Genomic DNA, 23,027 nt, shown 5'->3' on the forward strand with positions numbered 1-23,027 from the left:
TGACAGGAGAACTGCCATGATGAAGATTGGCAACACCAGCGATGGGCGCCATCCCGGCGCCCGGGGCTTCACGCTGATAGAACTGATGATCACGGTTATGATCGTCGGCATTCTCGCGGCGGTCGCCATCCCGCAATACCAGCAGTTCGTGACCAAGTCGCGACGCGCCGAGGCCAAGGCGGGCTTGGCACGCGTGCAGGGTGCGCTGGAACGGTACTTTACGGTCAACAACACCTACACCCTCGACCCAGCGGCGCTCAAACTGCCGAAGTGCGATGACGCCAAGACGCCGTCTGGCGACACCTGCGATTCCAGCAACTACATCATCACAATCGCACCATCCGGTGGCTCCATCGCCACGGGTTTTCAACTGACTGCCACACCGGTGGCCAATCGCCCAGACCCCGGGTGCGGCAATTTCACGGTCGACAACCTCAACGTCAAGGCGTCGACAGGCACTGGCGCGGCCGGCACCTGCTGGTAGCGAATGCAGCAAGGTGCTGAGCGGCATCGGAGTCTTCGGAAAGCCCCTCGGACACACATTGACGCAACCCCGTCACATCCGGACACGTTTTAACCCCCTCCCAGCCGCTATCGTGGCCATCCGTTCCCGAAGAACCGATGCGCCATGCCTTCCTCGGCTTTCTGTTTTCCGTCCCGACTGATCCACCGTCCCCCTGCGGCCCCTGGCGTTTCGCGCCAACGGGCCCGGGGCGACGTTCTTATTGAATCCCTGGTCTGCCTGGCCATCGTTGGCCTGGGCGCGATACCGTTGGCCACGCTTGGGAGCTCGTGGCTGCGCTGGGGTGGCCAGCATGAGCGGCTCGGCGCCACGCTGCGGCTGGCGGCGGAACAGGCCGAAGCGCGAGACGAAGGTTGGCGGCTGGTAGCCGGCGATGCGGCCCGTGCAGGGCTGTGCGACGACGCCTCCGCCCAGGCGGGTTGCATGCACGGCAACCGCATCGCGATAGCCAGCCTGCCACCCGATCCATTGCCCCGCCCGGCCGGACCGGCGATGCCGGTGACGCACATCGCCCTCTGGGTGCGGCCATGAGGCGCCGCCGCCTGAAGCGAGAGCGGGGTCGTGGCTTCACGCTCGCCAGCACGATGGTGGGCCTTGCCCTCGGCCTGCTCGCTACCTTTGCCGCGCTCGCCACCTTCCAGGTCATGCGCGCCGCGTACGCCACCGTGGTTGACGGCGTTTCGATCGAGGAACGGGGGCAGCGCGCGTTGTTCATCCTGTCCCACACGATTCGGCAGGCAGGCTGGATTCCGGCGCAGGTCGCGCTCGCGCCGGCGCATCCGGCGCCGGCGCCGCCCATCGAAGGACGCGACGACTGCGCCCAGCCATCGCTCCACATGCAGTGGCAGACACCATCGCGGACGCAGGCCCCGATGCAGTGCGCACGGGCCGGTGTGAACGGCAGCGATGCGCTGCTTGTGCGCGTATCCGGCAGCGGCCTTGCCGTCGACCCCACCTTGCCTGACGGCACCATGAGTGACTGCGGTGGCTACGCACTGCCGGCCCGCGCCATCGTCCAGACAAGAGGGCTGGCCCTGCCTCACCACGCATCGACCAACCTGTTCTACGTGGGCGTGGGCGGTGACGGCGTGCCACAACTGCTGTGTCGCTATCCGACGCGCCAGGGCAGCCGCCTGCTGGCAGGCAGCTACACGGCCGGCACGCTGGTGCGTGGGGTGGAGACGTTGCAACTGCGCTACGGCATGGACTTCGACGGCGACGGACGCATCGATCGATTCGTGCCGGCGCGTGAATTGCCGGCACAAGGCTCCGCCGGCTGGCATCGCGTTCACGCAGTGCAGATCGCCCTGGTCGTGCGTGGCGAGCGCCCGGTGCTCGCGTCCGGCACGGCGCAACGTCTCAGGCTGTTTCCGCCCGACGACGCCAGCCATGCCGACGAACAGGTCTTCGTGCCGAACAGACATCCGCGCCTGAGGCGTCGGGTGTTCGCCACCACGGTTCGGCTCCGCAACCCGTCACCGTGCCAGGGGCTCATATGCTGAGCCGCCGCAGGCAATCGGGTGCCGCGCTACTCGCGTTCGTCGCCACACTGATGCTGCTGATGGGTGGCATCTGCGCCACCGCCACGCACTTTCTTCTGGCCGGCCGACAACTGGCAAGCCAGCCGCTCGACCGCGAGATTGCCTTCCGCGCCGCCGAGGCGGCATTGCACGATGCCGAAGCCGACCTGATCGCCGCTATCGCATCGGGCAGCGCACGGCTCGCTAGTTGGCCCGCACCGGGCACCTGCGCGGACGGCGCCCAGCGTGGCATCTGCATGGCCGATGGGGATCATCGCGTGTGGCAGGCATGGCTGGACGGCGACGTGGGCGATGCGGGCGATGCGGCCGCCAACATCGGCGTGGCGCTGGGCACCTTCACGGGCGCACAACTGCCGGTACTGCCGGCAGCCGTGATCGGCGCCACGACATTGCCCCGCTATCTGATTGAGATCCGCGACGACCCGCCGACACCCGGCATGTGGCCACGCATGCGCATCGTTGCGCTGGGCATGGGCCGCGATCCGGACGTCCGCGTGCTGCTGCAGACGGAGTTTCAGCCATGAGCATCGACTATCGTGTCGTTCGATGGCTGCTCACCCTGGTCCTGGCCGCATGGTCGATCTCCGCCAGCTTCGCAACGCCAGGCCAGCTTCCGCTGGGATATCGCGTCTCCAGTGGCAACTATCCCTGGACAGGCCGGCTGCACGCCCTTGCGTTCCGGACGGCGGCACTGTCGTCCTCCCCCGTACAGATGCCCTGGGAAGCCGGCGATCAGCTAGATCGCCAGGAACCGCACGTGCGGCGACTTTACCTGGGCGGCAGCCAGCTCGCTCCGCTGCGCTGGTCGGCCATCGATGACGATGCCCGGTCCGTACTCGATGGGGTCACGCCCGAGGGCGCCGGGCAAGCGCGGCTGGCATGGCTGCAAGGCGACATGCGGAACGCTGCACTGAGGCGGCGCGATACCCGCCTGGGCAATGCTGCGGGCGCGCGCGTGCATGTCGTGGCGCCCCCCGCCTGGCTGCCAATGCAGCCGGGGCACACGGATTTCCGTCAACGCCATGCCAGGCGGCCGACCGTGGTCTGGCTGGGCACCCGTGACGGCCTGCTGCATGGCTTCGACGCCGTAACGGGCCAGGAACTTGCCGGCTACCTGCCGCGCGCTGCCCTCGCAGGCGCTGCACTGCTGGCCCAGCCTGCCGGGACTGTGCCATCTGCCCCATGTCCGCGCCCCACCAGCATCGACGCCGACCCATCGGGCACATGGCGCACGCTGCTGCTGTGCGGGATTCCGGCACGCCAGACGTCGTCGTTCGTCCAGCCTGGCGCGGTATTCGTGATCGATGTCTCGACCCCCGACGCGCAAACCCCGATCCGCCTGCTGTGGGAAGTACAAGCGAATGACATGCTACGGCTGTCGGGCAGCGGCCCCATCGGCGCGGCCATGTGGATGGCGCGCGGCGAGCGGCGCTGGGCGGCGGCGGCAATCGTTTCGCCCGACGCCGACACGCATGCGCGCGCGGCGCTGGCCCTGCTGCCGCTCGACCGGCCCCGGCAGAGCTGGTCGGCATCCGCAAACGTCCCACGCATCAGCTTGCCCGATGCGGGCTGCGCGGCCACAACCGCGTCGATCCCCTTGCTGGCCGTGGCCATCCGCAGCACGGCCAGCGGCATGGCGCACGCGGCGTATGCCACCGATGCTGCGGGCAGGCTCTGGCGCTTCGACCTTGGCCATTTGTCCACAGGTGCCCCGGCGCCGTCAGCCACCTGCATGCATCGGCAGCGAGGCATCGCCGGTGACAACACCGACGCCCCCGTGGTCGTGCAGACTGGCACAACGCCGCTCATCGTCTACGGCACCGGCAACGAGGTGTCCGCGATACCAGATCGCCCCGGCACCACGCATGCACCGGCCAGCATCGCGGCAATGGCGAAGGGCGAGGGCGTGGTCCTCAGGTCGGCACAACCCGACGCCGCTTCGGCAAACGGCTGGACGCTGACCCTGCCCCGCCCGGGCGAACGCGTGGACGCGCTGTATAGCGCGAGTCCGGTCCACCTCGGATTTACCACCGTGGACGCGGATGGAACGCGGCGCAGCTATCTGGTCGATGCTGCCAGCGGCGAGTCGGTGACCACCCCGGACGGCGACGGCACGCCGGTCCACGCGGTGACCGGCCTGCCATGGGCCGGCGGCATGCCGGCACCCATCGGGATCATGTCGGCACTCGCCACCGGCCAGCCGACCGCTCCTGTTACCGCCACGCGCGACACATTCGGACTCGATCTCTGGCAGGTGAACGGCGACACGGCCGCGCTGTTGCAGCAGGCACGCTGGCACCGGCGGCGGGGACGACTTGGCTGGCGGGAACTGGTGAGGTCGCCGCAATGATGTCCCATCGACCAAATTGCGCGCCCCGGCCCGCCGGCTTCAGCCTGGCCGAACTGCTGGTCGTGGTGGCCATCGTCACCATACTGACGATGCTGGCCGTGCCTGCCTGGCAGCGACAGGCCGAGCGCGGCTGGCGCATGCAGGCGCGTGCGGAACTGGTGGCGGCCATGCTCGCGCTGGAGCGCCATGCATTGGTGCACCTGACATTCGCCAGTGCAACCGATGGCACGACGCCGGCCGGCGACTGGCCGAAAGCCGTCCCGCCGCCACCTGCCCGTACCCGTCACTGGCTTACCGCCACCAGCTGCGACGGCCTCCCGCTGTCGCGCTGCGTGGAAGTGCGCGCCGCCCCGGTACGGCCCGACCCGCTTTGCGGCACCCTGGTGCTTCGCAGCAACGGAGAGTGGCTCTTGCTGCCCACGCCGGACGGTGTCGCAACGCGGTTGCCCCCGGAGTGCTGAACATCATGTCGAGGCAAAAAAGATTGCGGCAGCATGGCGTGACGCTGACCGAACTGCTGGTATCGCTAGCGGTATCGGCTGTGCTTGCGGTGGCCGCATGGCCCACCATCGGCGCCCTTGTCGCCGAACAGAGCGCCAGCCACGCCGCAGACCGCCTGGCGGCCTCGCTGGCGCTGGCACGCACCACGGCGTCGGCGCGGCGGACCGAGGTGAGGCTGGAGCCGATCCACGGCGCAGACACCCTGGATCGCGGCTGGCAGTTGACGGCCCCGGGAGACCCTCCAGGCGAACGGACCCCGCCGTTTTCGGTCGTCGCGCTGCATGACCGCTGCCTGCGCATCACGCTGCGCGCCACCGCCGGCGCCGTAGCCACCCAAAGCCTGCGCTTGACACCTGTGGGATACTCACGGTCGGAGCGTGGCGGCTTTCTGGCCGCCACATTCCTGGTGCGTTGCCACCAGGCGCAACGCCAGGTACGGCTCGGCGCCCAGGGGCGCATCCGGATCTGCCGGCCCGGCGCCGATGCCGATTGCGACTGACATTCCGCAGGCGCCAAAGCATCGGTCCGACGCTCCTGATTTCCCAGAATATCGATTGACCCGGACATACCACTTCAGGCCCGATTCGCCACACCATGTTTTCCGATTCCGACCACACCGCCATGGCACAGGCCCTGGCTCTCGCCGCACGGGGCATGTACACCACCACGCCAAATCCTCGCGTCGGTTGTGTCCTGATGAAGGACGGACAGGTCATCGGACAGGGCTATACGCAGCCGGCCGGCCAGGATCATGCCGAAATCCAGGCCATGAAGGACGCCATTGCGCGGGGTCATGACCCTGCGGGTGCCACCGCCTATGTCACGCTGGAACCGTGCAGCCATTTTGGCCGCACGCCGCCGTGTGCCGACGCGCTGGTACGCGCGCGCATCGCCCGCGTGGTGGCCGCCATGGAAGACCCGAACCCGAGCGTATCGGGCCGGGGCCTGCAGCGGCTGCGCGACGCCGGCATCGACGTGCGCTGCGGGCTGCTCGAAAAGGAAGCGCGCGACCTCAATATCGGCTTTGTTTCGCGCATGACGCGCGGAACGCCGTGGGTGCGCGTCAAGGTGGCTGCCTCGCTCGATGGCGGCACGGCCTTGCACGACGGCACCAGCCAATGGATCACGAGCCAGGCCGCGCGCGACGACGGCCATGCCTGGCGCGCCCGCGCCTGCGCCATCCTGACCGGCATCGGCACCGTGCGCGACGACAACCCCGCGCTGACCGTGCGGGCCGTGGACACGCCGCGCCAGCCACAACGCGTACTGGTCGATTCGCGGCTCGAAGTGCCGCTCGACGCGCAGATCCTGCATCACGACACTGGCGATTTCGCCAAACCGGTCCTGGTGTTCTGCGCCGTCGAGGACAAGGCGCGCCAGCGCGCCCTGGAAGACCGGGGCGTCGAAGTCGTGGCGCTGCCCAACCGGCACGGCAAGGTGGAACTGCGGCGCATGCTCGAGGCGCTGGGCCAGCGCGGCATCAACGAACTGCATGTGGAAGCCGGCTACAAGCTCAACGGATCGCTGATCCGCGAAGGCTGTGCCGACGAACTGCTGGTCTACATGGCGCCCCGGCTGCTGGGGGACGCGCAGGGCATGTTCAACCTGCCGCCATTGACCCGGCTGGAAGACGCCGCGCAATTCCGCTGGCACGAGGTGCGGCAGATCGGCGACGACCTGCGCCTGATCGCCCGCCGTGCCGACAGCAAGGACTGACATCCCCATTCGTATTCAGACAGAGGCAAGCATGTTTACTGGCATTGTGGCGGCCGTGGGCCGTATCGAAACCGTTTCGCCGCTGGGCGATGCCGACGCGGGCGTGCGCCTGCGCGTGGCCGCCGGCGATCTTGACCTGTCCGACGTGGGCATCGGCGACAGCATCGCCATCCAGGGCGCCTGCATGACCGTGGTCACGCTGGAAGCGGGCCACTTCGACGTGGATGTCTCACGCGAATCGCTCGACAAGACCGTCGGGCTGGACCAGCCGGGCCGCGTCAATCTCGAAAAAGCGCTGCGCCTGGCCGACCGCCTGGGTGGCCATCTGGTGTCCGGTCATGTCGATGGCCTGGGCGAAGTGGTCCGTTTCGCTCCCGTGGGCGAGTCGCACGAACTGCGCATCCGTGCCCCGCGCGAGCTGGGACGCTACCTGGCTTACAAGGGATCGGTGGTGGTGAATGGTGTATCGCTGACCGTCAACACCGTCAGCGATGAAGCCGACGGCTGCGTGTTCTCGATCAACCTGATTCCGCACACCGTGGAAGTGACCACGCTCAACGAACTGGCTTCGGGCAAGCGCGTGAATCTGGAAATCGACCTGATCGCGCGCTACGTGGAGCGGATGCTGTCGGCGTCCGACGGGGTGGCCAGGCCGGCGCTCTGACCGGCGCGCGTAGCCGCCAGCACGGACATCTGCGCCGGCTGGCGCTCCGGCGAGCCCCGCCGGCGAGTCCCTCCGGCGAACCCTTTAAGGCTGATGCAGCGGCTCGATTCGGCGAGCCGAGTCGGCAACCTGATTCGGCGGCTTCAGCCGGCTGTCTCACTCGTCGCCCTTCGTCCCCACCGTCTCGGCCACCTTGCGCGTGGCCATCCAGTCGCCGATGGCCAGCATGACCGGCCGCTCCCGGCCCGCGAAGCCGTGCTGCGAGAATGCTTCGCATGGCTCGCCGCGTACGCCCTTCGCGCCCTGGACCGTGATCAGCGGAATGCTGCCGTGGCGGGCCGCGATGGTGCGATATTGCGTCAGCGGACACGGATCATCCTGGTGATGGACGAACAGCTGGTCCACATGTGCGGCGGTCCAGTCGAAATCCCACATGGCCAGACCATGCACCGGGCCACGGCCCCGTCCGGCACGCGGATCCGTGAACGTCGACGTGTGGATCGCACCCTCGATCCGGCCGCCCAGCTTTCGGGCCAGGAATGCGCTGGATACCGTGCCGTAGCTGTCATCGCAGTTCGTCCAGCGGTCCTTGGGACAATCCACCAGGACGGCCATGACGCTGTCGCTGACCAGATGCCGGCGCGCCCGGACCAGAAAATTCCCACGTAACTGAAATTCCGGCGCCCCGCCGGCCTGCGCTTCCACCCTCAGCACCCCGGGATAGCCGGGAAACAGCAAGGCCGCGGTTGTCGGCGTCGACCCGGGCTTCTTGCTGACCACAAGACTGAGTTCCGTGCCACGCGGCAGGCTGTCGCTGGCGATGCTCTCGTCCAGTGTGGCTTCCTGCGCGGATGCCGCTTGCGCCAGACAGAGTCCGGCCATGGCCAGGGCATATCGGATGGCTCGCATCATGAGTCCCCTCCTCGACGTATTTTTCTTAATTTTCCGTCCGTCAAATGGCAAACGGCCTCCACAAGCATAGCGGAGGCCGTTTGCGCGCGCGCCGACGCGCCGGAATTACACCTTGATGTCGATGTTGTTGCCCAGATGCGGCGGATTGCTGCCGCCCGAGACGGCCGGCGCCGACTGGAGCAGCTGGGTCATGCTCTGCGCCTGCAGGTCCAGCGTCTTGCGCAGCATCAACAGCGCGACCGGATCGCTGCCTGCATCGGCCGCGCCCAGTGAACTGACGAGGGAAGTCACCATAGGAATTACCTGACGAGTTGATCGAGAATGCGGCCCCCGACGTGTGAGGCGGATTCGCCATGACGCCGCATCTGTATTGTCGGCAGCAAGCACAAGAGCTTTAATCGCCGCTTTTCAGGCTGGCATTCCGATCGATTAAGCCGGTGCTCAGGCCTCGGGCGGCAGAAACCTGGGCGCGCCTGCGGTATCGAGCGTGCCATCCTCCCGTTCGACGAACAGCCCCCGTGCCACGTTGTGCGGATGGCGGGCTGCCTCGGCAATGCTGAGCACCGGCGCGTAGCACACGTCCGTACCACCCAGCAGGCTGTCCCAGTGGGCGCGTGGCTGGCTCAGGAACAGCGCCGTGAAGCGCGCTTTCAGGGACGGCCACGCGGTGCGGTCATACTGGCTGGCGGGATCGACGTCTTCGAGCCCGAGCTTCGTCAGCAGCAACGTATAGAACTGCGGCTCGAGCGCGCCAATCGTGATGAAACCACCGTCGGCGCAGGCATAGACGTCGTAGAACGGCGATTGGTGGAACGGGCTTGGCTCGTCTCCGTCCAGCTGGCCGTTGTTACGGACCCAGAGCGCGATGCTGCCGAGCATGCCGACCATGTCGACGATGGCGCCATCCACCACGCGGCCGCGCCCCGTGGCGCGGGCATCGAGCATGGCGCAGACCATGCCGAAGGCCAGGCCCAGCGCGCCGCCGGCATCGCCCAGCACCGTGGGCGGGGTGATCGGCGCCTGTCCCGGCCGCGCGGACAGCGACAGCATGCCGGTGAGCGCCACATAGTTCAGGTCATGGCCAGCAGTCTGCGCCAGCGGCCCGGTCTGGCCCCAGCCGGTCATCCTCCCGTAGACCAAGGCGGGATTGCGGGCGGCGCAGTCGGCCGGGCCCAGCCCCAACCGCTCCATGACGCCGGGACGGTTCCCTTCGATCAGGCCATCGGCCGTGGCAACCAGGCGCAAGGCCTCGGCCAGGTCGGCCGGCTGCTTGAGATCCAGCGGGACGATCGTCTTGCCGCGCCGCAGCGGGCTGGGCTTGCTGCCGCCCAGCCGATCGGCCACGGCCGTACGCTGGCGCCGGGCGATGACCGTGACCTCGGCGCCCATGTCGGCCAGCATCCGGCCGGCCAGCGGTCCGGGACCAAGGCCCTCGAACTCGACAATACGGATGCCCTGCAGGGGTGGATGCATCTGATATCTCCGTGGTCTGGCGCCGGCTGTCCCGGCGTTTGGCAATGGAACCGTTCCGATATGCCGCTTCATTCACTTGACGGCAACCCGGGCGAACCCGGGCCCTGTCGGCGGCGGCCCGGTTCGCCCCCGAACCCGGGGCATCGTCGAACGGCATGGCGTACAATAGCGGCCTTGATTTCGCCGGTCTCGCGACATCCGCGCCGGCCCTGCCCGCCTGATTGCCTGTCCGATTGCTCGCATCCCGCGCCCGCCCTCACTGAACGCCGTTCCAAGCCATGACTATCGCCCGTACTGAAGACATCATTGCCGACATCCGCGCCGGCCGCATGGTCATCCTCGTTGACGAGGAAGATCGCGAGAACGAGGGCGATCTGGTGCTGGCGGCCGATTTCGTGACGCCGGAAGCCATCAACTTCATGGCCAAGTATGGCCGCGGCCTGATCTGCCTGACGCTGACGGCCGAACGCTGCCGACAGCTGGAGCTGTATCCGATGGTGTCGCGCAACGGCACCGTGCATGGCACCAACTTCACGGTATCGATCGAGGCCGCCGAGGGCGTGACCACGGGCATTTCGGCCGCCGACCGCTCCCGTACCGTGCAGGCCGCCGTGGCCCGCGACGCGAAGGCTTCGGACCTGGTGCAGCCGGGCCATATCTTCCCGCTGACGGCCCAGCCCGGCGGCGTGCTGATCCGCGCCGGCCACACCGAAGCCGGCTGCGACCTGGGCGCGCTGGCCGGCCTGACCCCGGCGGCGGTGATCTGCGAGATCATGAAGGACGACGGCACGATGGCCCGCCTGCCCGACCTGATCGAATTCGCCCGCGAACACGACCTGAAGATCGGCACGATCGCCGACCTGATCCACTACCGCAGCCGGACCGAAAGCATCATCGAACGCACGGGCGAGCGCGACATGCAGACGCCGTGGGGCAAGTTCCACAGCGTGATGTACCGCGACAAGCCGTCGGGCCGCGCCCATCTGGCACTGGTCAAGGGCCAGCCGCGTCCGGATACGGCCACGCTGGTGCGCGTGCATGAACCGCTGTCGGTGCTGGACCTGCTCGAAGCCGGCCGCACCACGCACTCGTGGAGCCTGCCGGCCGCCCTGGAAGTGCTGCACGGCGCTGAACAGGGCGTGATGGTGCTGCTGAACTGCGGCGACGCGCCGGAACAGATTTTCGAACAGTTTGCTGCACTGGACGCCCCGCAGGACCGCCCCCGCCGCAAGCCCGACCTGCGCACCTACGGCGTGGGCGCCCAGATCCTGCGCGATATCGGCGTGGGCAAGATGCGCGTGCTGGGCTCGCCGCGCAAGATGCCGAGCATGACCGGCTACGATCTGGAAATCGTCGGCTGCCAGCCCATGGATGGCGAGCCGAACTGCGATTGACGCGATGGAACGGGATTGAACGAAGCACCCGCCTGCGGTACGGAATCACACGGCACCGGCATTCCTGCCGGTGCCTGATCGAATAAATGGAGAACTGACAATGGATCACGGCTTCTACGAGAGCAACCTCGACGGTGAAGGCCTGCGCATCGGTATTGTGCAAGCCCGTTTCAACGAGCCCGTGTGCGACGAGCTGCGCGAAGCCTGCACAGCAGAACTGGAAAAGCTCGGCGTCGAGGGCGAAGACACGCTGCTCGTGACCGTGCCCGGCGCACTGGAAGTGCCGCTGGCCCTGCAGAAGATGGCCGAAAGCGGCCAGTTCGACGCACTGATCGCGCTGGGCGCCGTGGTGCGCGGCGAGACCTACCATTTCGAGCTGGTCTCGAACGAATCGGGTGCCGGCATCACGCGCGTGGGACTGGACTTCAACGTGCCCATCGCCAACGGCATCCTGACGGTCGACACCGATGCGCAGGCCCATGCCCGCACCCGCGAAAAGGGCCGTGACTGCGCCCGCACCGCAGTGGAAATGGCCAACCTGGTCGTCGCGCTGGATTCCCTGCGCGAGAACGACGGCCGCGATGAAGATGATGAGGAAGATGATGAGTAATGCCCCCGACAACGGCGACGCGCAAGACGCCGCCGGCAAGCCGGCCGGCGCCAAGGCGCGCACCGAACCCAAGGCTCCGCCCAAGAGCGCGCGCCGCCGGTCCCGGGAACTGGCCCTGCAAGGCCTGTATCAGTGGCTGCTGAATCGCAACGATATCGGTGCAATTCAGGCCCACCTGCACGACGCGCAAGGCTTCAACAAGGCCGACCGCGAACATTTCGACGCGCTGCTGGGCGGTGCCGTGCGCGAGGAAGCGCGCCTGACCGCCGCGTTCGAGCCGTTCCTCGACCGTACCGTCGACGAACTGTCGCCCGTGGAGCGCGCCGCGCTGCTGGTGGGCAGCTACGAGCTGGTGCATTGCCTGGACATTCCGTACAAGGTGGTCATCAACGAAGCCGTGGAACTGACCAAGACCTTCGGCGGCGTGGAAGGCTACAAGTACGTGAACGGCGTGCTCGACAAGCTGGCCGCCCAGGTGCGCGCACCCGAGGTCGCCGCGCGCCGCTGACCCGCATCCACTGACTGGATGTTGCAATCCGGCGTCCGGCATCCCATGATGCCAGTCACCGGCATGACACCCGCTCCGGCGGGTGTTTTTGTTTCCACCCTGTGCTTTTGTCCCCATCGCCATGGACTACCAGCGTATCGCCACCGCTTCCCGACTCGCCAACATCGAGGCCTTCCACGTGATGGAACTGGCCAAGCAGGCTGCCGAACTCGAACGTGCCGGCCGGCACATCATCCACATGGGCATTGGGGAGCCCGATTTCACGGCCGCGGCGCCGGTCATCCACGCGGCCGAAGCCGCGATGCGACGCGGCGTGACGCAGTACACCGGCGCCCTGGGCATCCACGCCCTGCGCGAAGCCATTGCCGGCTACTACAAGACCGCCTACGGGCTGGACATTCCCGAGCGGCGCGTGATCGTCACGGCCGGTGCCTCCGGCGCGCTGCTGCTGGCCTGCGCGGTGCTGGTGGAAATCGGTGCCGAAGTGCTGATGCCGGACCCGAGCTACCCGTGCAACCGCCATTTCGTGGCGGCGTTCGACGGGCAGGCGAAAATGATCCCGAGCGGCCCGGCGGAGCGATTCCAGCTGACGGCCGCCCAGGTGGCGGCCCACTGGGGCGAAAAGACGCGCGGCGTGCTGCTGGCGTCGCCATCGAATCCAACCGGCACGTCGATCCTGCCCGACGAACTCAAGGGGATCCTGGCCGAAGTGCGCGAGCGCCGGGGCTTTGCCATCCTCGACGAGATCTACCAGGGGCTGTCATACGATGCGCCGCCCGTCTCGGCGCTGGCGCTCGACGACAACGTGATCACCGTCAACAGCTTCTCGAAGTACTTCAACATGACCGGCTGGCGGCTGGGCTGGCTGGTGGTGCCCGATGGGCTGGTGCCGGCGTTCGAGAAGGTGGCGCAGAACCTGTTCATCTGCGCGTCCGCCGTGGCCCAGCATGCTGCCGTGGCCTGCTTCTCGCCGGAGGCGCTGGCGATCTACGACGAGCGCAAGGCCGAGTTCCATCGGCGCCGCGACGCGATCCTGCCCGCGCTGGAAGCGCTGGGGCTGCGCGTACCGGTCAAGCCCGACGGCGCGTTCTACGTCTATGCCGACTGCCGGCACGTGAACCACCCGGCCGCCGGCAACGCGGACAAGCTCACCCAGGCGATCCTGCACGATGCCGGCGTCGTCATGGTGCCCGGCACGGATTTCGGCCCGCACACGGCAAACGACTACATCCGCATCTCGTATGCAACGTCGATGGCCAATATCGAAGAGGCCATGGATCGCATGCACCACTTCCTGCGCTAGGGCGCCACGCCGCTCCGGGCGAGGCCTGGCAGCCGGAAAAAGAAAAGGCACCCCGAGGGGTGCCTTTCTTCTTGCGGGTCGAACCTGTCCCGGGGGTCAGGCCGCCTGCGCGGTATTGCCGGAGGCTTCCAGCTTTTCGCCGTTCTGGTGATGCTCGGCCTGCGTCTTGGCGTCGCCGGCCTTGTCCGCGGCCGGCAGGCCCAGCAGGGCACGCAGCCGTCCACGCTCGGCCAGCACCTTGGCGCCATAGCCGCCGTCGGTGTTGGTCGTGGCACCCACGTAGTACTTCAGGCCGCCCTCGATCGAACCGGCGCGGGCGATGCAGTCCTTCAGCACCAGCGCACCGATCTTGATGTTGGCGTACGGATTCAGCGCGGCGGTCACGCCGCCCACGGCCTCGTACTTGTCCTGGTGGACCTTGGTCATCACCTGCATCAGGCCCTGCGCCCCGACGCCGCTTTCGGCGTACGGATTGAAGCTGGACTCGATCGCGATCACGCCCAGGATCAGCAGCGGATCGATACCAACCTCGCGGCCGGTCATGTAGGCAGCCTTGACCAGCTGGGCCGTAGCCTGGCTCGCGACACGGTACTTGCGCGCGATGTACTCCGCCACGGCGGCCTGCTCGCGCGCCGATCCCAGCGCGCTCGTGTTGCGTGCGTCCAGCGCCACGCGCTGCACCGGAATCTGGGCAGCGAGGTGCGCCACCGACGGAACCTTGCCCGCAGGGGTCTGGCTCCATTCGTCGACGCCCGACACGGTCGGCAGGCCCTTGGCCTTGGACGTCGCGGTAGCCAGCAGCCTTGCTGCGGCCGCGTCGGCCGAGATCGCCGGTACCGACGCGGCGGCCACGGCGTGAACCGTGTTGGCAGCTTCGGCGTTGGCCACGGCGGCGTCCACCAGCACGGCAGGCGCTTCATTGCCCGCCAGTGCCCCGGCAAGCGACGTCCGCCATTGCTGGCTGACGGTGAGGGTGACCGCTGCGGCCACCGACAGCACCCCGAGACTGTTCAGGGTGTACTTCAAGGTTGTGCGGCCGCCGCGCAGCAACGCGCGACCTGCCACCGGATGGGCCAGTCGCACTTGCAGTGCGCGGCTCACACCGGGTACCGGCTGTCTGAGGCGGACCTGCAATGCCCGCCCGATGCCGGGAAGATGAAGGGTTTTCCAACCGCTCATGCTTACCTCCATCCGTCGCCCGCTGCGCGCGCCCGACAACTGCGCGTGCCCGATCTCAACGTATTCAAGTAAGGATGCTGCGCCACCTAGCAGGGGTGTCCAGCATCTGTTGGCGGGCGCTCCCCATGCGCCCAACGAGAAACAGGGTACCGCTTGGGGAGCCGCACCCTGCCACTAAGATCACTCATCGACTCCGGCATCCCGCCAGAGGACTGCGCACCGGGCTCCTCCCTGGGGCCGCTTGGTGGACAGTCGATTCGGAAATGTCGACGTTGCTTTTTTTTCGCCACACCCACTTGACACCAGGGTGGAAGCCATGTTGCAACGCAACACTCCTTAGAGCAGACCGGATTGTAGGAACGCTTTTATAACCCGTCAAGCATAAGAAAACAAAAACTTCCTACTTCTAGAAATATGTAACAACGCCTTTTACGGCACCCGCGGGCTGACCACTGTCCCTCAATCGCAAGCCACGCCTAGTCTGGCAATTGTCTGAACAAATGACTACCGTCATCAATTACTTACAATTTCGCTGCGTCCGCAGGCACGATTTTTTTGCGCCTTTGAGGTGGCGTGTGTATCGTCACACACATCGAGCAGCCTGCCCCGGCATGGCGCGACGCCACATCCCTGATCCAAATTCACTATGCAATACAAAGATTTGCGCGATTTCATCGGCCAGCTGGAGCAGCGCGGAGACCTCAGGCGCGTGACCGCGCCGGTATCGCCGAACCTCGAAATGACCGAGATCTGCGACCGGCTGCTGCGCGCGGAAGGCCCGGCCGTCGTATTCGAGCAGCCGCGCCGTGACGATGGTGATATCTATAAAGTACCGGTCCTGGCAAATCTGTTCGGGACGCCACAAAGAGTAGCCCTTGGCATGGGCGCATCGAACCTGGAAGATTTGCGCGATATTGGCCGCGTGCTGTCGGCGCTCAAGGAGCCCGAGCCGCCACGCGGGCTGCGCGAGGCCGGCAAGCTGTTCACGCTGGCCAAGTCGGTGTGGGACATGGCGCCCAAGCGCGTCAGCAGCCCGGCCTGCCAGGAGATCGTCTGGGAAGGCAACGACGTCGATCTAGCGCGCCTGCCGATCCAGACCTGCTGGCCCGGCGATGCCGCGCCGCTGATTACCTGGGGCCTGGTGGTGACCAAGGGTCCGCACAAGAAGCGCCAGAACCTGGGCATCTACCGCCAGCAGGTCATCAGCCGCAATCAGGTGATCATGCGCTGGCTGGCGCATCGTGGCGGCGCGCTCGACTTCCGCGAGCACGCGCTGGCCAACCCTGGCAAGCCGTTCCCGATCGCCGTGGCACTGGGCGCCGACCCGGCCACGATCCTCGGCGCGGTGACGCCGGTGCCCGATACGCTGTCCGAGTACCAGTTTGCCGGCCTGCTGCGCGGCAGCCGCACCGCGCTGGCCAGTTGCATCACGCCGACGCTGTTCGAACTGTCGGTGCCGGCATCGGCCGAATTCGTGCTCGAAGGCCATATCCAGCCCGATCCCGACCACCCGTCCGGCTACCAGCACGCGCTGGAGGGCCCCTACGGCGACCATACCGGCTATTACAACGAGCAGGACTGGTTCCCGGTCTTCACGATCGACCGCATCACCATGCGGCGCGATCCGATCTACCACTCCACCTACACCGGCAAGCCGCCCGACGAACCGGCCGTGCTGGGCGTGGCCCTGAACGAAGTGTTCGTGCCGCTGTTGCAGAAGCAGTTTCCGGAGATCACCGACTTCTACCTGCCCCCCGAAGGCTGCAGCTACCGCATGGCGGTGGTGCGCATGAAGAAGCAGTACGCCGGCCACGCCAAGCGCGTGATGTTCGGCGTGTGGAGCTTCCTGCGCCAGTTCATGTACACCAAGTTCATCATCGTGGTGGACGACGACATCGACGCGCGCGACTGGAAGGAAGTGATCTGGGCCATCACCACGCGCGTGGACCCGAGCCGCGACACGGTGATGGTCGACAACACCCCCATCGACTATCTCGACTTCGCGTCGCCGGTGTCGGGCCTGGGCTCCAAGATGGGCATCGACGCCACCGACAAGTGGCCCGGCGAAACCACCCGCGAATGGGGCACCCCGATCAGGATGGACCCGGCCGTCAAGACGCGTGTCGACGAGATCTGGGGCACCCTGTTCGCGTCCCCGAAGTAGTCGTTCAGCCAGCCGCGCACCCGCGGCACGGCGGTCCGCTATCATTTGCGGACCGCCCATCACTCTAAGGGCCCGCGTCAGACGGGCCGCGGAGGAGACAAATGACCCTTGCAGGGAAGCTGATGTGGACGCCCACGCAGGCGTTCGCCGACGGCAGCCAGCTGGCCGCCTTCATGCACTGGCTGCGCCGCGAGCGCGCGCTCGATTTCCGCGACTACACCAGCCTGTGGCAGTGGTCGGTCTCCGATATCGAAGCGTTCTGGCAAGCCATCGTCGACTATTTCGACGTGCACTTCGACACACCGGCCAGCGCCGTGCTGGCCCAGCGCACCATGCCCGGCGCGCGTTGGTTCGAAGGGGCCACGCTCAACTACGTGCAGCAGGTCTTCCGCCATGCCGGCACGGGCGCGGCCCGCACACGCACCGCCATCCGCCATGCCGGAGAGGCGCAGCCGCTGGCCGATATCAGCTGGGATACCCTTGAAGCCCAGGTGGCATCGCTGGCGCACGCGCTGCGTCAGATGGGCGTGACGCGCGGCGACCGCGTGGCCGGCTATCTGCCGAACATCCCGGCGACGATCGTAGCCTTCCTGGCCACCGCCAGCGTGGGCGCCATCTGGTCCGGCTGCGCGCCCGACATGGGCCAGGTGGCAGTGATCGACCGCTTCCGGCAGATCGAGCCCAAGGCGCTGATCGCGGCGGACGGCTACCGCTATGGCGGCAAGGCGTACGACCGCGCGCCCGTCATCGCCGATCTGGTGGCCGCCCTGCCCTCGCTGACCGATATCGTGATCGTGCCGACGCCGGGCAGCGACGCCGACGTTGCGATCGACGGCACGAACGCGAGCCTCCGGCGCCACGCCTGGGCCGATGTGCTGGCGCACGACGTGCCACTTCAGGTGGAACCCGTGCCGTTTGACCATCCGCTGTGGATCGTCTACTCGTCCGGCACCACGGGCATGCCCAAGCCCATCGTGCATGGCCATGGCGGCATCGTGATCGAGCAACTCAAGCTCATGGCGTTCCACAACAACCTCGGCGCCGACGACATCTTCCACTGGTACAGCAGCAGCGGCTGGATCATGTGGAATGCCCAGGTAGCCGGGCTGCTGCTGGGCACGACCATCGCGCTGTACGATGGCAACCCGGCCTGGCCCGACGCCGGCGTGCTCTGGCGTTTCGTCGACGATGCCCGCGTGACGATGTTCGGCGCCGGCGCCGCCTTCTTCACCAGCTGCATGAAGGCGGGCGTCGAGCCCGCGCGGATTGCCGATGTCTCGCGGCTGCGCGGCATCGGCTCGACCGGCTCGCCGTTATCCGAAGATGCCTACGCATGGATCTACGCCCATGTCCGCGAAGACGTCTGGCTGGCGCCGATGTCGGGCGGCACCGACTTTGCCGGGTCGTTCGTGGCCGGCTGTCCGGTGCTGCCGGTCTACGCCGGCGAGATGCAATGCCGGTGCCTGGGTGCCAAGGTCGAAGCGTTCGACGAGCACGGCCGTACCGTGATCGACGAAGTGGGCGAACTGGTCTGCACCGAGCCGATGCCGTCGATGCCGTTGTTCCTGTGGGGCGATGCCGATGGCCGTCGCTACCGCGACAGTTATTTCGACGTGTACCCGAACGCCTGGCGCCATGGCGACTGGATCCGCATCACGCCGCGCGGCGGGGCCATCATCTACGGGCGCTCGGACGCCACGATCAACCGCCACGGCATCCGCATGGGCACCAGCGAGCTGTACCGCGTGGTGGAGGACCTGCCCGAGGTGCTCGACAGCATGGTGGTCGACCTCGAATACCTGGGCCGCGAATCGTACATGCCGCTGTTCGTGGTGCTGCGCGACGGCATGGCGCTGGACGATACCCTGCGCGACGCCATGCGCGCCCGCATCCGCGCGGCGCTGTCGTCGCGCCACGTGCCGAACGAGATCGTGCAGGTGCCCGGCGTGCCGCGCACGCTGTCGGGCAAGAAGATGGAAGTCCCGATCAAGAAGCTGCTGCTGGGCCACGCGCCGGACCGGATCGCCAATCCCGACGCGATGGCGAATCCGGACTGCCTGGCGTGGTACTTCGCCTACGCCGCCGACTACCTGGCGCGCCAGCCGCGCGCGGTCTGAATGGGCATGCCAGCCAGGGGCGCGCCCGGCGTCAGAACTCCACGTCGAGTTCGCTGATTTCGTCGGGTTCCTCACGCGCCGCGCCAATCCATTCCTGCATTTCGGGCATGGCCAGGATCGTCTTGCAGAACTCCACCAGCGGCGCTTCGAGCTTCACGCCGTAGGTGACGAAGCGGGTGACCACCGGTGCATACATCGCATCGGCCACGGTGCGGTGCTTGCCGAACAGGTACGGGCCGCCATAGCGTTCCAGGCATTCGGTCCAGATCGCGGTGATGCGATCGATGTCGGCCTGCGCCCGGGACCAGACCTTCAGGCCGGGGAAATGGCCCTTGAGGTTCATCGGCAACGCCGCGCGCATGGCGGCAAACCCGGAGTGCATTTCGCCGCATATGGCGCGGCAGTGGGCACGCGCAGCCAGATCCTCGGGCAGCAGCCGGGCTTTCGGCTTGATCTCGTTGAGGTATTCCGCAATCGCCAGCGTGTCCCAGACCGTCACGCCTTGATGCCGCAGGCACGGCACGAGGATCGACGGCGAGAGCAACAGGATTTCGGCGCGCACGGCGGGATCGTCGGGCGGCACCAGCACCTCTTCGAACTCCAGGCCGGCAAAGCGCGCAAGCAGCCAGCCCCGTAGCGACCACGATGAATAGGTCTTGCTGCTGATCGTCAGCGTTGTCTTGGCCATCTTGCCTCCTCCGCCCCCCGGGGCGTGACGTCCGCTTGCAGTATCGGTGCCCCGGACGGGTTCCGCCAGTACGCACCCGGGCGGTGCGGCAGGCGGGCATGACCAGCACCAGTCCGAAGCGCCTGCCGGATCGCGCACGGTGGCCGCGAGATGGCAACGCCACACGGTGCACCGCGCGTGTTCCGGCGCACTGAACCGATTCCCGATCCGCAACCTGCGTGCCAACATGAAGGACGATGGCACATAAATTGCGGCGTCAAGGATCGCAAGTGGGGAGATCGAGCCATGCTTTACCAGGCCTACCAGACATACGCAGACTTGATTCAGCCAGCATGCTCGCTCGCCGACATCACGGCCACGCTGCTTAGCGCATGGCGCGGCGGCGACAAATCGGAACCGCTGCGCACGCTGCGCGGCGCCTGTGAGGTGTTGGCGCTGGCCCGACTTACCCACTACCGCCCGCCCTTCGGCATCGACAGCGTGCGCATTCGTGGCCAGGACGTGCCGGTTGTGGAGGAAGTGGTAACGCGCACGCCGTTCTGCACGCTGATGCGCTTTCGCCGCGAAGGCGTGCCGCCACAACCGCGCGTACTGCTGGTGGCGCCAATGTCCGGCCACTTTGCCACGCTGTTGCGCGGCACGGCGGAAACGATGCTCCGCGACCACGACGTCTACATCACCGACTGGCACAACCCGCGCGACGTCCCGCTGTCGTGCGGCCGCTTCGGCTTCGATGAATTCGTGCAGCACCTGGTCACTTTCCTGCACGCACTGGGCGGCAACACCCACCTGGTAGCCGTGTGCCAGCCGACCGTGGCCGCGCTGGCGGCCGCGGCGCTGATGGCCGAGGATGGCGACCCGATGCAGCCCCCCAGCCTGACGCTGATGGCCGGTCCGATCGACGCCCGCGTGAATCCGACCCGCGTCAACGAACTGGCCACCAGCCGCCCCATCGAGTGGTTCGAAAACACGCTGATCGGCTATGTGCCGTGGCGGTTTGCGGGCGCCATGCGGCGTGTCTATCCGGGCTTCGTGCAGCTGATTGCCTTCATGAGCATGAACCGCGAGCGGCACGAACAGGCGCTGCGCGACCTGTTCGAACTGCGCACCCGTGGCGAACATGCCAGGGCCGATGCCATCCAGGCGTTCTACACCGAGTACTTCGCCACGATGGACCTGACGGCCGAGTTTTACCTGGAGACGGTCAGCCTGATATTCCAGCGCTTCCTGCTGGCGCAGGGTCTGCTGGACGTAGGCGGGCGGCGGGTGTCGACGCGTGCCATCCGCCGCACGGCGCTGCTGACGATCGAAGGCGAGCGCGACGACATCTGCGCCATCGGGCAGACCATGGCGGCACAGGACCTGTGTTCGAGCCTGCGCCCCTACCTGCGCATGCATCACATCCAGACCGGGGTCGGCCACTATGGCGTATTCAACGGCAAGCACTGGGAGGCGCAGGTGTATCCGCTGGTGCGCGAAACCATCTACACAAGCGACGAGATGCGGCGGTAAGGCAGCCGCGCGCGTCCCGCCGCACAAGCCCGGCGGCCCGTTTGCGCTACGCTTGCGGTTTTCGACGCGCCACGGATGCCGACGATGACCACCACTCAACGATTCCAGGGCCAGGACCTGCTCCGGGTCGGCCGGGACGACAACTACCTGCTGCTGGCGCCCTCGCACGGGGGCCGGCTTGTGCGCTGGGTGCATCGCGGACAGGACATACTCTACTGGCCGGACGACGCCGACTGGACCCGCGTCGCCAAGGTGCGGGGCGGCAACCCGCTGCTATTTCCGTTTATCGGCCGGCATTTCGTCGACGGCGAAGCGGGCCGCTGGCGCGACGGTGCGGGCGTGACCCACGATCTGCCCCAGCATGGCTTTGCACGCGACCTGCCGTTTGCCGTCTCAGAACTGTCGGAGGACGCGGTCAGCCTGTCGTTGACATCGTCCGACCTGACCCGGCCCGGCTACCCGTATGAATTCGTGTTCACGGCCATCTATCGGCTGGTCCCGGATGGCATCGAGGTCACGCTGCGCACGCGCAATACCGGCGACGCCGCGCTGCCCCCGTTGCCGTACTACGCGGGTCATCATTTCTACTTCGCCCTGCCCCATCCCGCCCGCGCACAGAGCCGCATCGTCATGCCGCCGGCGTCCCGCGTACGCCAGCAGGCCGACGGCAGCCTGACGGCGCCCGAGCCCGGCGAGCCAGCCTATCGACTGGACGATCCGCGGCTGCAGGACACCTTCCATGTCCTGCAGGCCAGCGGCACTGACGGTGTCGGGTCTGTCGGCGTGGAACTCCCGGCACGTACCATCGAAATCGGACTCGATTCCGCGAACTCCGCGCCCTGGTACGCCGTCACCACCTGGACCGAGCGCGACGATTCCGACTTCTACTGCGTCGAGCCGTGGCTCGGTCTGCCGAACGCGATCCACCACGGACACGGGTTGCGATGGTTGCCGGGCGGGGCGGAAGAGACGGCCACGTGCCGCCTGACCCTCCGGTAGCCGCCCGCCGCAATCGCGCCGCCCTTATCGCACCAGATGTTCGAAGTCGAGCCCGCCAATCAGCACCCTGGGCTCGGCCTGCGTCCGCGAGTTGAAATCGATCTGCCGGGGTTCCTGCCAGGCATCGAGCTTGGCCGGCAAGGCATCCAGATACGCGTCGAACCGCACATCACCACCTGAACAGAACAGGCGGTCCACTTCGAAGCTGTCCCACGACAGCGTGATGTCGATCGGATGGGCATAGCGGCCGCCGCCCGCCCGGGCGGGGGACCAGACGCGCAGACAGGCCGGCTGATCCGACGCGGACGCCGGCACGATATCCGCATGCAAGGTGCCATGAGACAGGAGCCGCACAAGCTCGACAATGCGCGGCAACAGCTCGGAATTGAATCGTTGGGCAGGAACGGGGTGCACGGGCGGACGTCTGGGTCTGGTGTGGGGATGGCGACTATTGTGCGCCAGGTTCGAGCTATTGAAAAACCATCACCCAAAAAAACCGTTCGGAGCCCAGTGTCGCGCAAATCCAAACTAAATAGGCGGTTTCAAGTGCGAAGTGCAACACCCCTCAGTTATTGAACAGGAAGCCGGTCCGTGGGATTGGCCAGAACCTGAGCGAGGACTTGTAGCGAGGAGTGCCAGTTCAGGGTTTTGCGCGGGCGGCCGTTGAGGCTGTCGGCGATGGCGTCAAGTTCCTCCTGCGAGTAGACGGACAGGTCGGTGCCCTTGGGTAAGTACTGGCGCAGCAGACCATTGGTGTTCTCACAGGTGCCGCGCTGCCAGGGGCTATGCGGGTCGCAGAAGTACACGCGCACGCCAGTGGCGGCGCTCAGTTCGGCGTGCCGGGCCATCTCTCGACCCTGGTCGTAGGTCAGG

The 23,027-nt window shown here is 67.0% G+C and carries 24 protein-coding genes; 17 read left to right on the top strand and 7 right to left on the bottom strand.

All coding sequences use genetic code 11. The features are described 5' to 3' along the window. The first annotated feature begins 16 nt into the window (after positions 1-16). The 9 genes from BLQ58_RS02940 (at position 17) to BLQ58_RS02980 (ending at position 7,295) form a co-directional block, all read left to right on the top strand. Positions 17-484: a type IV pilin protein gene (locus BLQ58_RS02940; protein ID WP_049815877.1), complete on the top strand. Its 468-nt coding sequence runs from the start codon at positions 17-19 to the stop codon at positions 482-484. Positions 485-772: 288 nt separating this feature from the next. Then, positions 773-1,054, top strand: a complete 282-nt coding sequence (locus tag BLQ58_RS02945; RefSeq protein WP_049815878.1) for a hypothetical protein — start codon at positions 773-775, stop codon at positions 1,052-1,054. Beyond that, the gene (locus BLQ58_RS02950; protein ID WP_254775786.1) at positions 1,051-2,025 is read left to right on the top strand and encodes a PilW family protein; all 975 of its coding nucleotides are present in this window, start codon (positions 1,051-1,053) and stop codon (positions 2,023-2,025) included. The genes BLQ58_RS02945 and BLQ58_RS02950 overlap by 4 nt, the downstream gene beginning before the upstream one ends. Next, complete coding sequence (locus tag BLQ58_RS02955) at positions 2,019-2,588, top strand: pilus assembly PilX family protein (protein WP_029051071.1); 570 nt, start codon at positions 2,019-2,021, stop codon at positions 2,586-2,588. Before BLQ58_RS02950 ends, BLQ58_RS02955 begins: the two co-directional genes overlap by 7 nt. Next, entirely contained in the window at positions 2,585-4,414 is a 1,830-nt protein-coding gene (locus tag BLQ58_RS02960; protein ID WP_029051072.1) for a pilus assembly protein, read from the top strand. Before BLQ58_RS02955 ends, BLQ58_RS02960 begins: the two co-directional genes overlap by 4 nt. Beyond that, positions 4,411-4,875, top strand: a complete 465-nt coding sequence (locus tag BLQ58_RS02965) for a type IV pilin protein (RefSeq protein ID WP_368086166.1) — start codon at positions 4,411-4,413, stop codon at positions 4,873-4,875. The genes BLQ58_RS02960 and BLQ58_RS02965 overlap by 4 nt, the downstream gene beginning before the upstream one ends. 5 nt (positions 4,876-4,880) lie before the next feature. Beyond that, the gene (locus BLQ58_RS02970; RefSeq protein ID WP_029051074.1) at positions 4,881-5,414 is read left to right on the top strand and encodes a GspH/FimT family pseudopilin; all 534 of its coding nucleotides are present in this window, start codon (positions 4,881-4,883) and stop codon (positions 5,412-5,414) included. A 95-nt stretch (positions 5,415-5,509) separates the two neighbouring features. Then, positions 5,510-6,631 (top strand): bifunctional diaminohydroxyphosphoribosylaminopyrimidine deaminase/5-amino-6-(5-phosphoribosylamino)uracil reductase RibD, encoded by a 1,122-nt coding sequence (gene ribD, locus BLQ58_RS02975; RefSeq protein ID WP_029051075.1) that lies wholly within the window; start codon positions 5,510-5,512, stop codon positions 6,629-6,631. A gap of 31 nt (positions 6,632-6,662) precedes the next feature. Further along, complete coding sequence (locus BLQ58_RS02980; protein ID WP_029051076.1) at positions 6,663-7,295, top strand: riboflavin synthase; 633 nt, start codon at positions 6,663-6,665, stop codon at positions 7,293-7,295. Between the two features lie 156 nt (positions 7,296-7,451). Here BLQ58_RS02980 and BLQ58_RS02985 read toward each other — a convergent pair whose 3' ends face one another. From BLQ58_RS02985 to BLQ58_RS02995, 3 genes are all read right to left on the bottom strand, one after another. Next, a complete protein-coding gene (locus BLQ58_RS02985) occupies positions 7,452-8,207 on the bottom strand; it encodes an alpha/beta hydrolase (RefSeq protein ID WP_254775787.1) in 756 nt (251 codons plus the stop codon). Positions 8,208-8,312: 105 nt separating this feature from the next. Continuing rightward, positions 8,313-8,501, bottom strand: a complete 189-nt coding sequence (locus BLQ58_RS02990; protein ID WP_029051078.1) for a YjfB family protein — start codon at positions 8,499-8,501, stop codon at positions 8,313-8,315. 147 nt (positions 8,502-8,648) lie between these two features. Continuing rightward, the gene (locus tag BLQ58_RS02995) at positions 8,649-9,680 is read right to left on the bottom strand and encodes a CaiB/BaiF CoA transferase family protein (RefSeq protein WP_029051079.1); all 1,032 of its coding nucleotides are present in this window, start codon (positions 9,678-9,680) and stop codon (positions 8,649-8,651) included. Between the two features lie 278 nt (positions 9,681-9,958). Between BLQ58_RS02995 and ribBA the strand changes: the two genes are divergently transcribed. The 4 genes from ribBA to BLQ58_RS03015 all read left to right on the top strand — a co-directional run bounded on the left by ribBA (position 9,959) and on the right by BLQ58_RS03015 (position 13,495). Next, on the top strand, positions 9,959-11,074 hold the full coding sequence (gene ribBA, locus BLQ58_RS03000; protein WP_029051080.1) for a bifunctional 3,4-dihydroxy-2-butanone-4-phosphate synthase/GTP cyclohydrolase II: 1,116 nt from the start codon (positions 9,959-9,961) through the stop codon (positions 11,072-11,074). 100 nt (positions 11,075-11,174) lie between these two features. Beyond that, positions 11,175-11,684: a 6,7-dimethyl-8-ribityllumazine synthase gene (gene ribH, locus BLQ58_RS03005; RefSeq protein ID WP_029051081.1), complete on the top strand. Its 510-nt coding sequence runs from the start codon at positions 11,175-11,177 to the stop codon at positions 11,682-11,684. Continuing rightward, a complete protein-coding gene (nusB, locus tag BLQ58_RS03010) occupies positions 11,677-12,192 on the top strand; it encodes a transcription antitermination factor NusB (RefSeq protein ID WP_029051082.1) in 516 nt (171 codons plus the stop codon). Before ribH ends, nusB begins: the two co-directional genes overlap by 8 nt. 121 nt (positions 12,193-12,313) lie before the next feature. Further along, complete coding sequence (locus BLQ58_RS03015; protein ID WP_029051083.1) at positions 12,314-13,495, top strand: pyridoxal phosphate-dependent aminotransferase; 1,182 nt, start codon at positions 12,314-12,316, stop codon at positions 13,493-13,495. 96 nt (positions 13,496-13,591) lie between these two features. On the opposite strand, the gene BLQ58_RS03020 is transcribed toward BLQ58_RS03015, so the two are convergent. Beyond that, positions 13,592-14,674: a lytic transglycosylase domain-containing protein gene (locus BLQ58_RS03020; RefSeq protein ID WP_029051084.1), complete on the bottom strand. Its 1,083-nt coding sequence runs from the start codon at positions 14,672-14,674 to the stop codon at positions 13,592-13,594. Between the two features lie 646 nt (positions 14,675-15,320). On the opposite strand from BLQ58_RS03020, the gene ubiD reads away from it, so the two are divergent. Both ubiD and BLQ58_RS03030 read left to right on the top strand, forming a co-directional pair. Further along, positions 15,321-16,838: a 4-hydroxy-3-polyprenylbenzoate decarboxylase gene (gene ubiD / locus BLQ58_RS03025; RefSeq protein ID WP_029051085.1), complete on the top strand. Its 1,518-nt coding sequence runs from the start codon at positions 15,321-15,323 to the stop codon at positions 16,836-16,838. 101 nt (positions 16,839-16,939) lie between these two features. Beyond that, entirely contained in the window at positions 16,940-18,955 is a 2,016-nt protein-coding gene (locus BLQ58_RS03030) for an acetoacetate--CoA ligase (protein ID WP_029051086.1), read from the top strand. Between the two features lie 31 nt (positions 18,956-18,986). Here BLQ58_RS03030 and BLQ58_RS03035 read toward each other — a convergent pair whose 3' ends face one another. Beyond that, positions 18,987-19,643 (bottom strand): glutathione S-transferase family protein, encoded by a 657-nt coding sequence (locus tag BLQ58_RS03035; protein WP_029051087.1) that lies wholly within the window; start codon positions 19,641-19,643, stop codon positions 18,987-18,989. Between the two features lie 285 nt (positions 19,644-19,928). On the opposite strand from BLQ58_RS03035, the gene BLQ58_RS03040 reads away from it, so the two are divergent. Then, a complete protein-coding gene (locus tag BLQ58_RS03040) occupies positions 19,929-21,155 on the top strand; it encodes a polyhydroxyalkanoate depolymerase (RefSeq protein ID WP_029051088.1) in 1,227 nt (408 codons plus the stop codon). A 75-nt stretch (positions 21,156-21,230) separates the two neighbouring features. Then, positions 21,231-22,154 carry an aldose epimerase family protein gene (locus BLQ58_RS03045; protein WP_029051089.1) on the top strand — a complete coding sequence of 308 codons (924 nt, stop codon included), beginning with the start codon at positions 21,231-21,233 and terminating at the stop codon, positions 22,152-22,154. 24 nt (positions 22,155-22,178) lie between these two features. Here the strand turns inward: BLQ58_RS03045 and BLQ58_RS03050 are convergent, their stop codons facing one another. Further along, entirely contained in the window at positions 22,179-22,568 is a 390-nt protein-coding gene (locus tag BLQ58_RS03050) for a DUF5594 family protein (RefSeq protein ID WP_029051090.1), read from the bottom strand. 155 nt (positions 22,569-22,723) lie between these two features. Then, a partial coding sequence (locus BLQ58_RS03055) for an IS30 family transposase (protein WP_139186055.1) occupies positions 22,724-23,027 on the bottom strand: 304 nt, incomplete at its 5' end.

This window comes from Ralstonia sp. 25mfcol4.1, from assembly GCF_900104095.1.
In the GTDB taxonomy this organism is placed as follows: Bacteria; Pseudomonadota; Gammaproteobacteria; order Burkholderiales; family Burkholderiaceae; genus Cupriavidus.

Excerpts from the sequence above, each read along its gene's own strand:
- BLQ58_RS02940 (WP_049815877.1), top strand. The coding sequence starts at position 17 with ATGATGAAGATTGGCAACACCAGCGATGGGCGCCATCCCGGCGCCCGG.
- BLQ58_RS02950 (WP_254775786.1), top strand. The coding sequence starts at position 1,051 with ATGAGGCGCCGCCGCCTGAAGCGAGAGCGGGGTCGTGGCTTCACGCTC.
- BLQ58_RS02955 (WP_029051071.1), top strand. The coding sequence starts at position 2,019 with ATGCTGAGCCGCCGCAGGCAATCGGGTGCCGCGCTACTCGCGTTCGTC.
- BLQ58_RS02960 (WP_029051072.1), top strand. The coding sequence starts at position 2,585 with ATGAGCATCGACTATCGTGTCGTTCGATGGCTGCTCACCCTGGTCCTG.
- BLQ58_RS02965 (WP_368086166.1), top strand. The coding sequence starts at position 4,411 with ATGATGTCCCATCGACCAAATTGCGCGCCCCGGCCCGCCGGCTTCAGC.
- BLQ58_RS02970 (WP_029051074.1), top strand. The coding sequence starts at position 4,881 with ATGTCGAGGCAAAAAAGATTGCGGCAGCATGGCGTGACGCTGACCGAA.
- ribD (WP_029051075.1), top strand. The coding sequence starts at position 5,510 with ATGTTTTCCGATTCCGACCACACCGCCATGGCACAGGCCCTGGCTCTC.
- BLQ58_RS02980 (WP_029051076.1), top strand. The coding sequence starts at position 6,663 with ATGTTTACTGGCATTGTGGCGGCCGTGGGCCGTATCGAAACCGTTTCG.
- BLQ58_RS02985 (WP_254775787.1), bottom strand. The coding sequence starts at position 8,207 with ATGATGCGAGCCATCCGATATGCCCTGGCCATGGCCGGACTCTGTCTG.
- BLQ58_RS02990 (WP_029051078.1), bottom strand. The coding sequence starts at position 8,501 with ATGGTGACTTCCCTCGTCAGTTCACTGGGCGCGGCCGATGCAGGCAGC.
- BLQ58_RS02995 (WP_029051079.1), bottom strand. The coding sequence starts at position 9,680 with ATGCATCCACCCCTGCAGGGCATCCGTATTGTCGAGTTCGAGGGCCTT.
- ribBA (WP_029051080.1), top strand. The coding sequence starts at position 9,959 with ATGACTATCGCCCGTACTGAAGACATCATTGCCGACATCCGCGCCGGC.
- ribH (WP_029051081.1), top strand. The coding sequence starts at position 11,175 with ATGGATCACGGCTTCTACGAGAGCAACCTCGACGGTGAAGGCCTGCGC.
- nusB (WP_029051082.1), top strand. The coding sequence starts at position 11,677 with ATGAGTAATGCCCCCGACAACGGCGACGCGCAAGACGCCGCCGGCAAG.
- BLQ58_RS03015 (WP_029051083.1), top strand. The coding sequence starts at position 12,314 with ATGGACTACCAGCGTATCGCCACCGCTTCCCGACTCGCCAACATCGAG.
- BLQ58_RS03020 (WP_029051084.1), bottom strand. The coding sequence starts at position 14,674 with ATGAGCGGTTGGAAAACCCTTCATCTTCCCGGCATCGGGCGGGCATTG.
- ubiD (WP_029051085.1), top strand. The coding sequence starts at position 15,321 with ATGCAATACAAAGATTTGCGCGATTTCATCGGCCAGCTGGAGCAGCGC.
- BLQ58_RS03030 (WP_029051086.1), top strand. The coding sequence starts at position 16,940 with ATGACCCTTGCAGGGAAGCTGATGTGGACGCCCACGCAGGCGTTCGCC.
- BLQ58_RS03035 (WP_029051087.1), bottom strand. The coding sequence starts at position 19,643 with ATGGCCAAGACAACGCTGACGATCAGCAGCAAGACCTATTCATCGTGG.
- BLQ58_RS03040 (WP_029051088.1), top strand. The coding sequence starts at position 19,929 with ATGCTTTACCAGGCCTACCAGACATACGCAGACTTGATTCAGCCAGCA.
- BLQ58_RS03045 (WP_029051089.1), top strand. The coding sequence starts at position 21,231 with ATGCCGACGATGACCACCACTCAACGATTCCAGGGCCAGGACCTGCTC.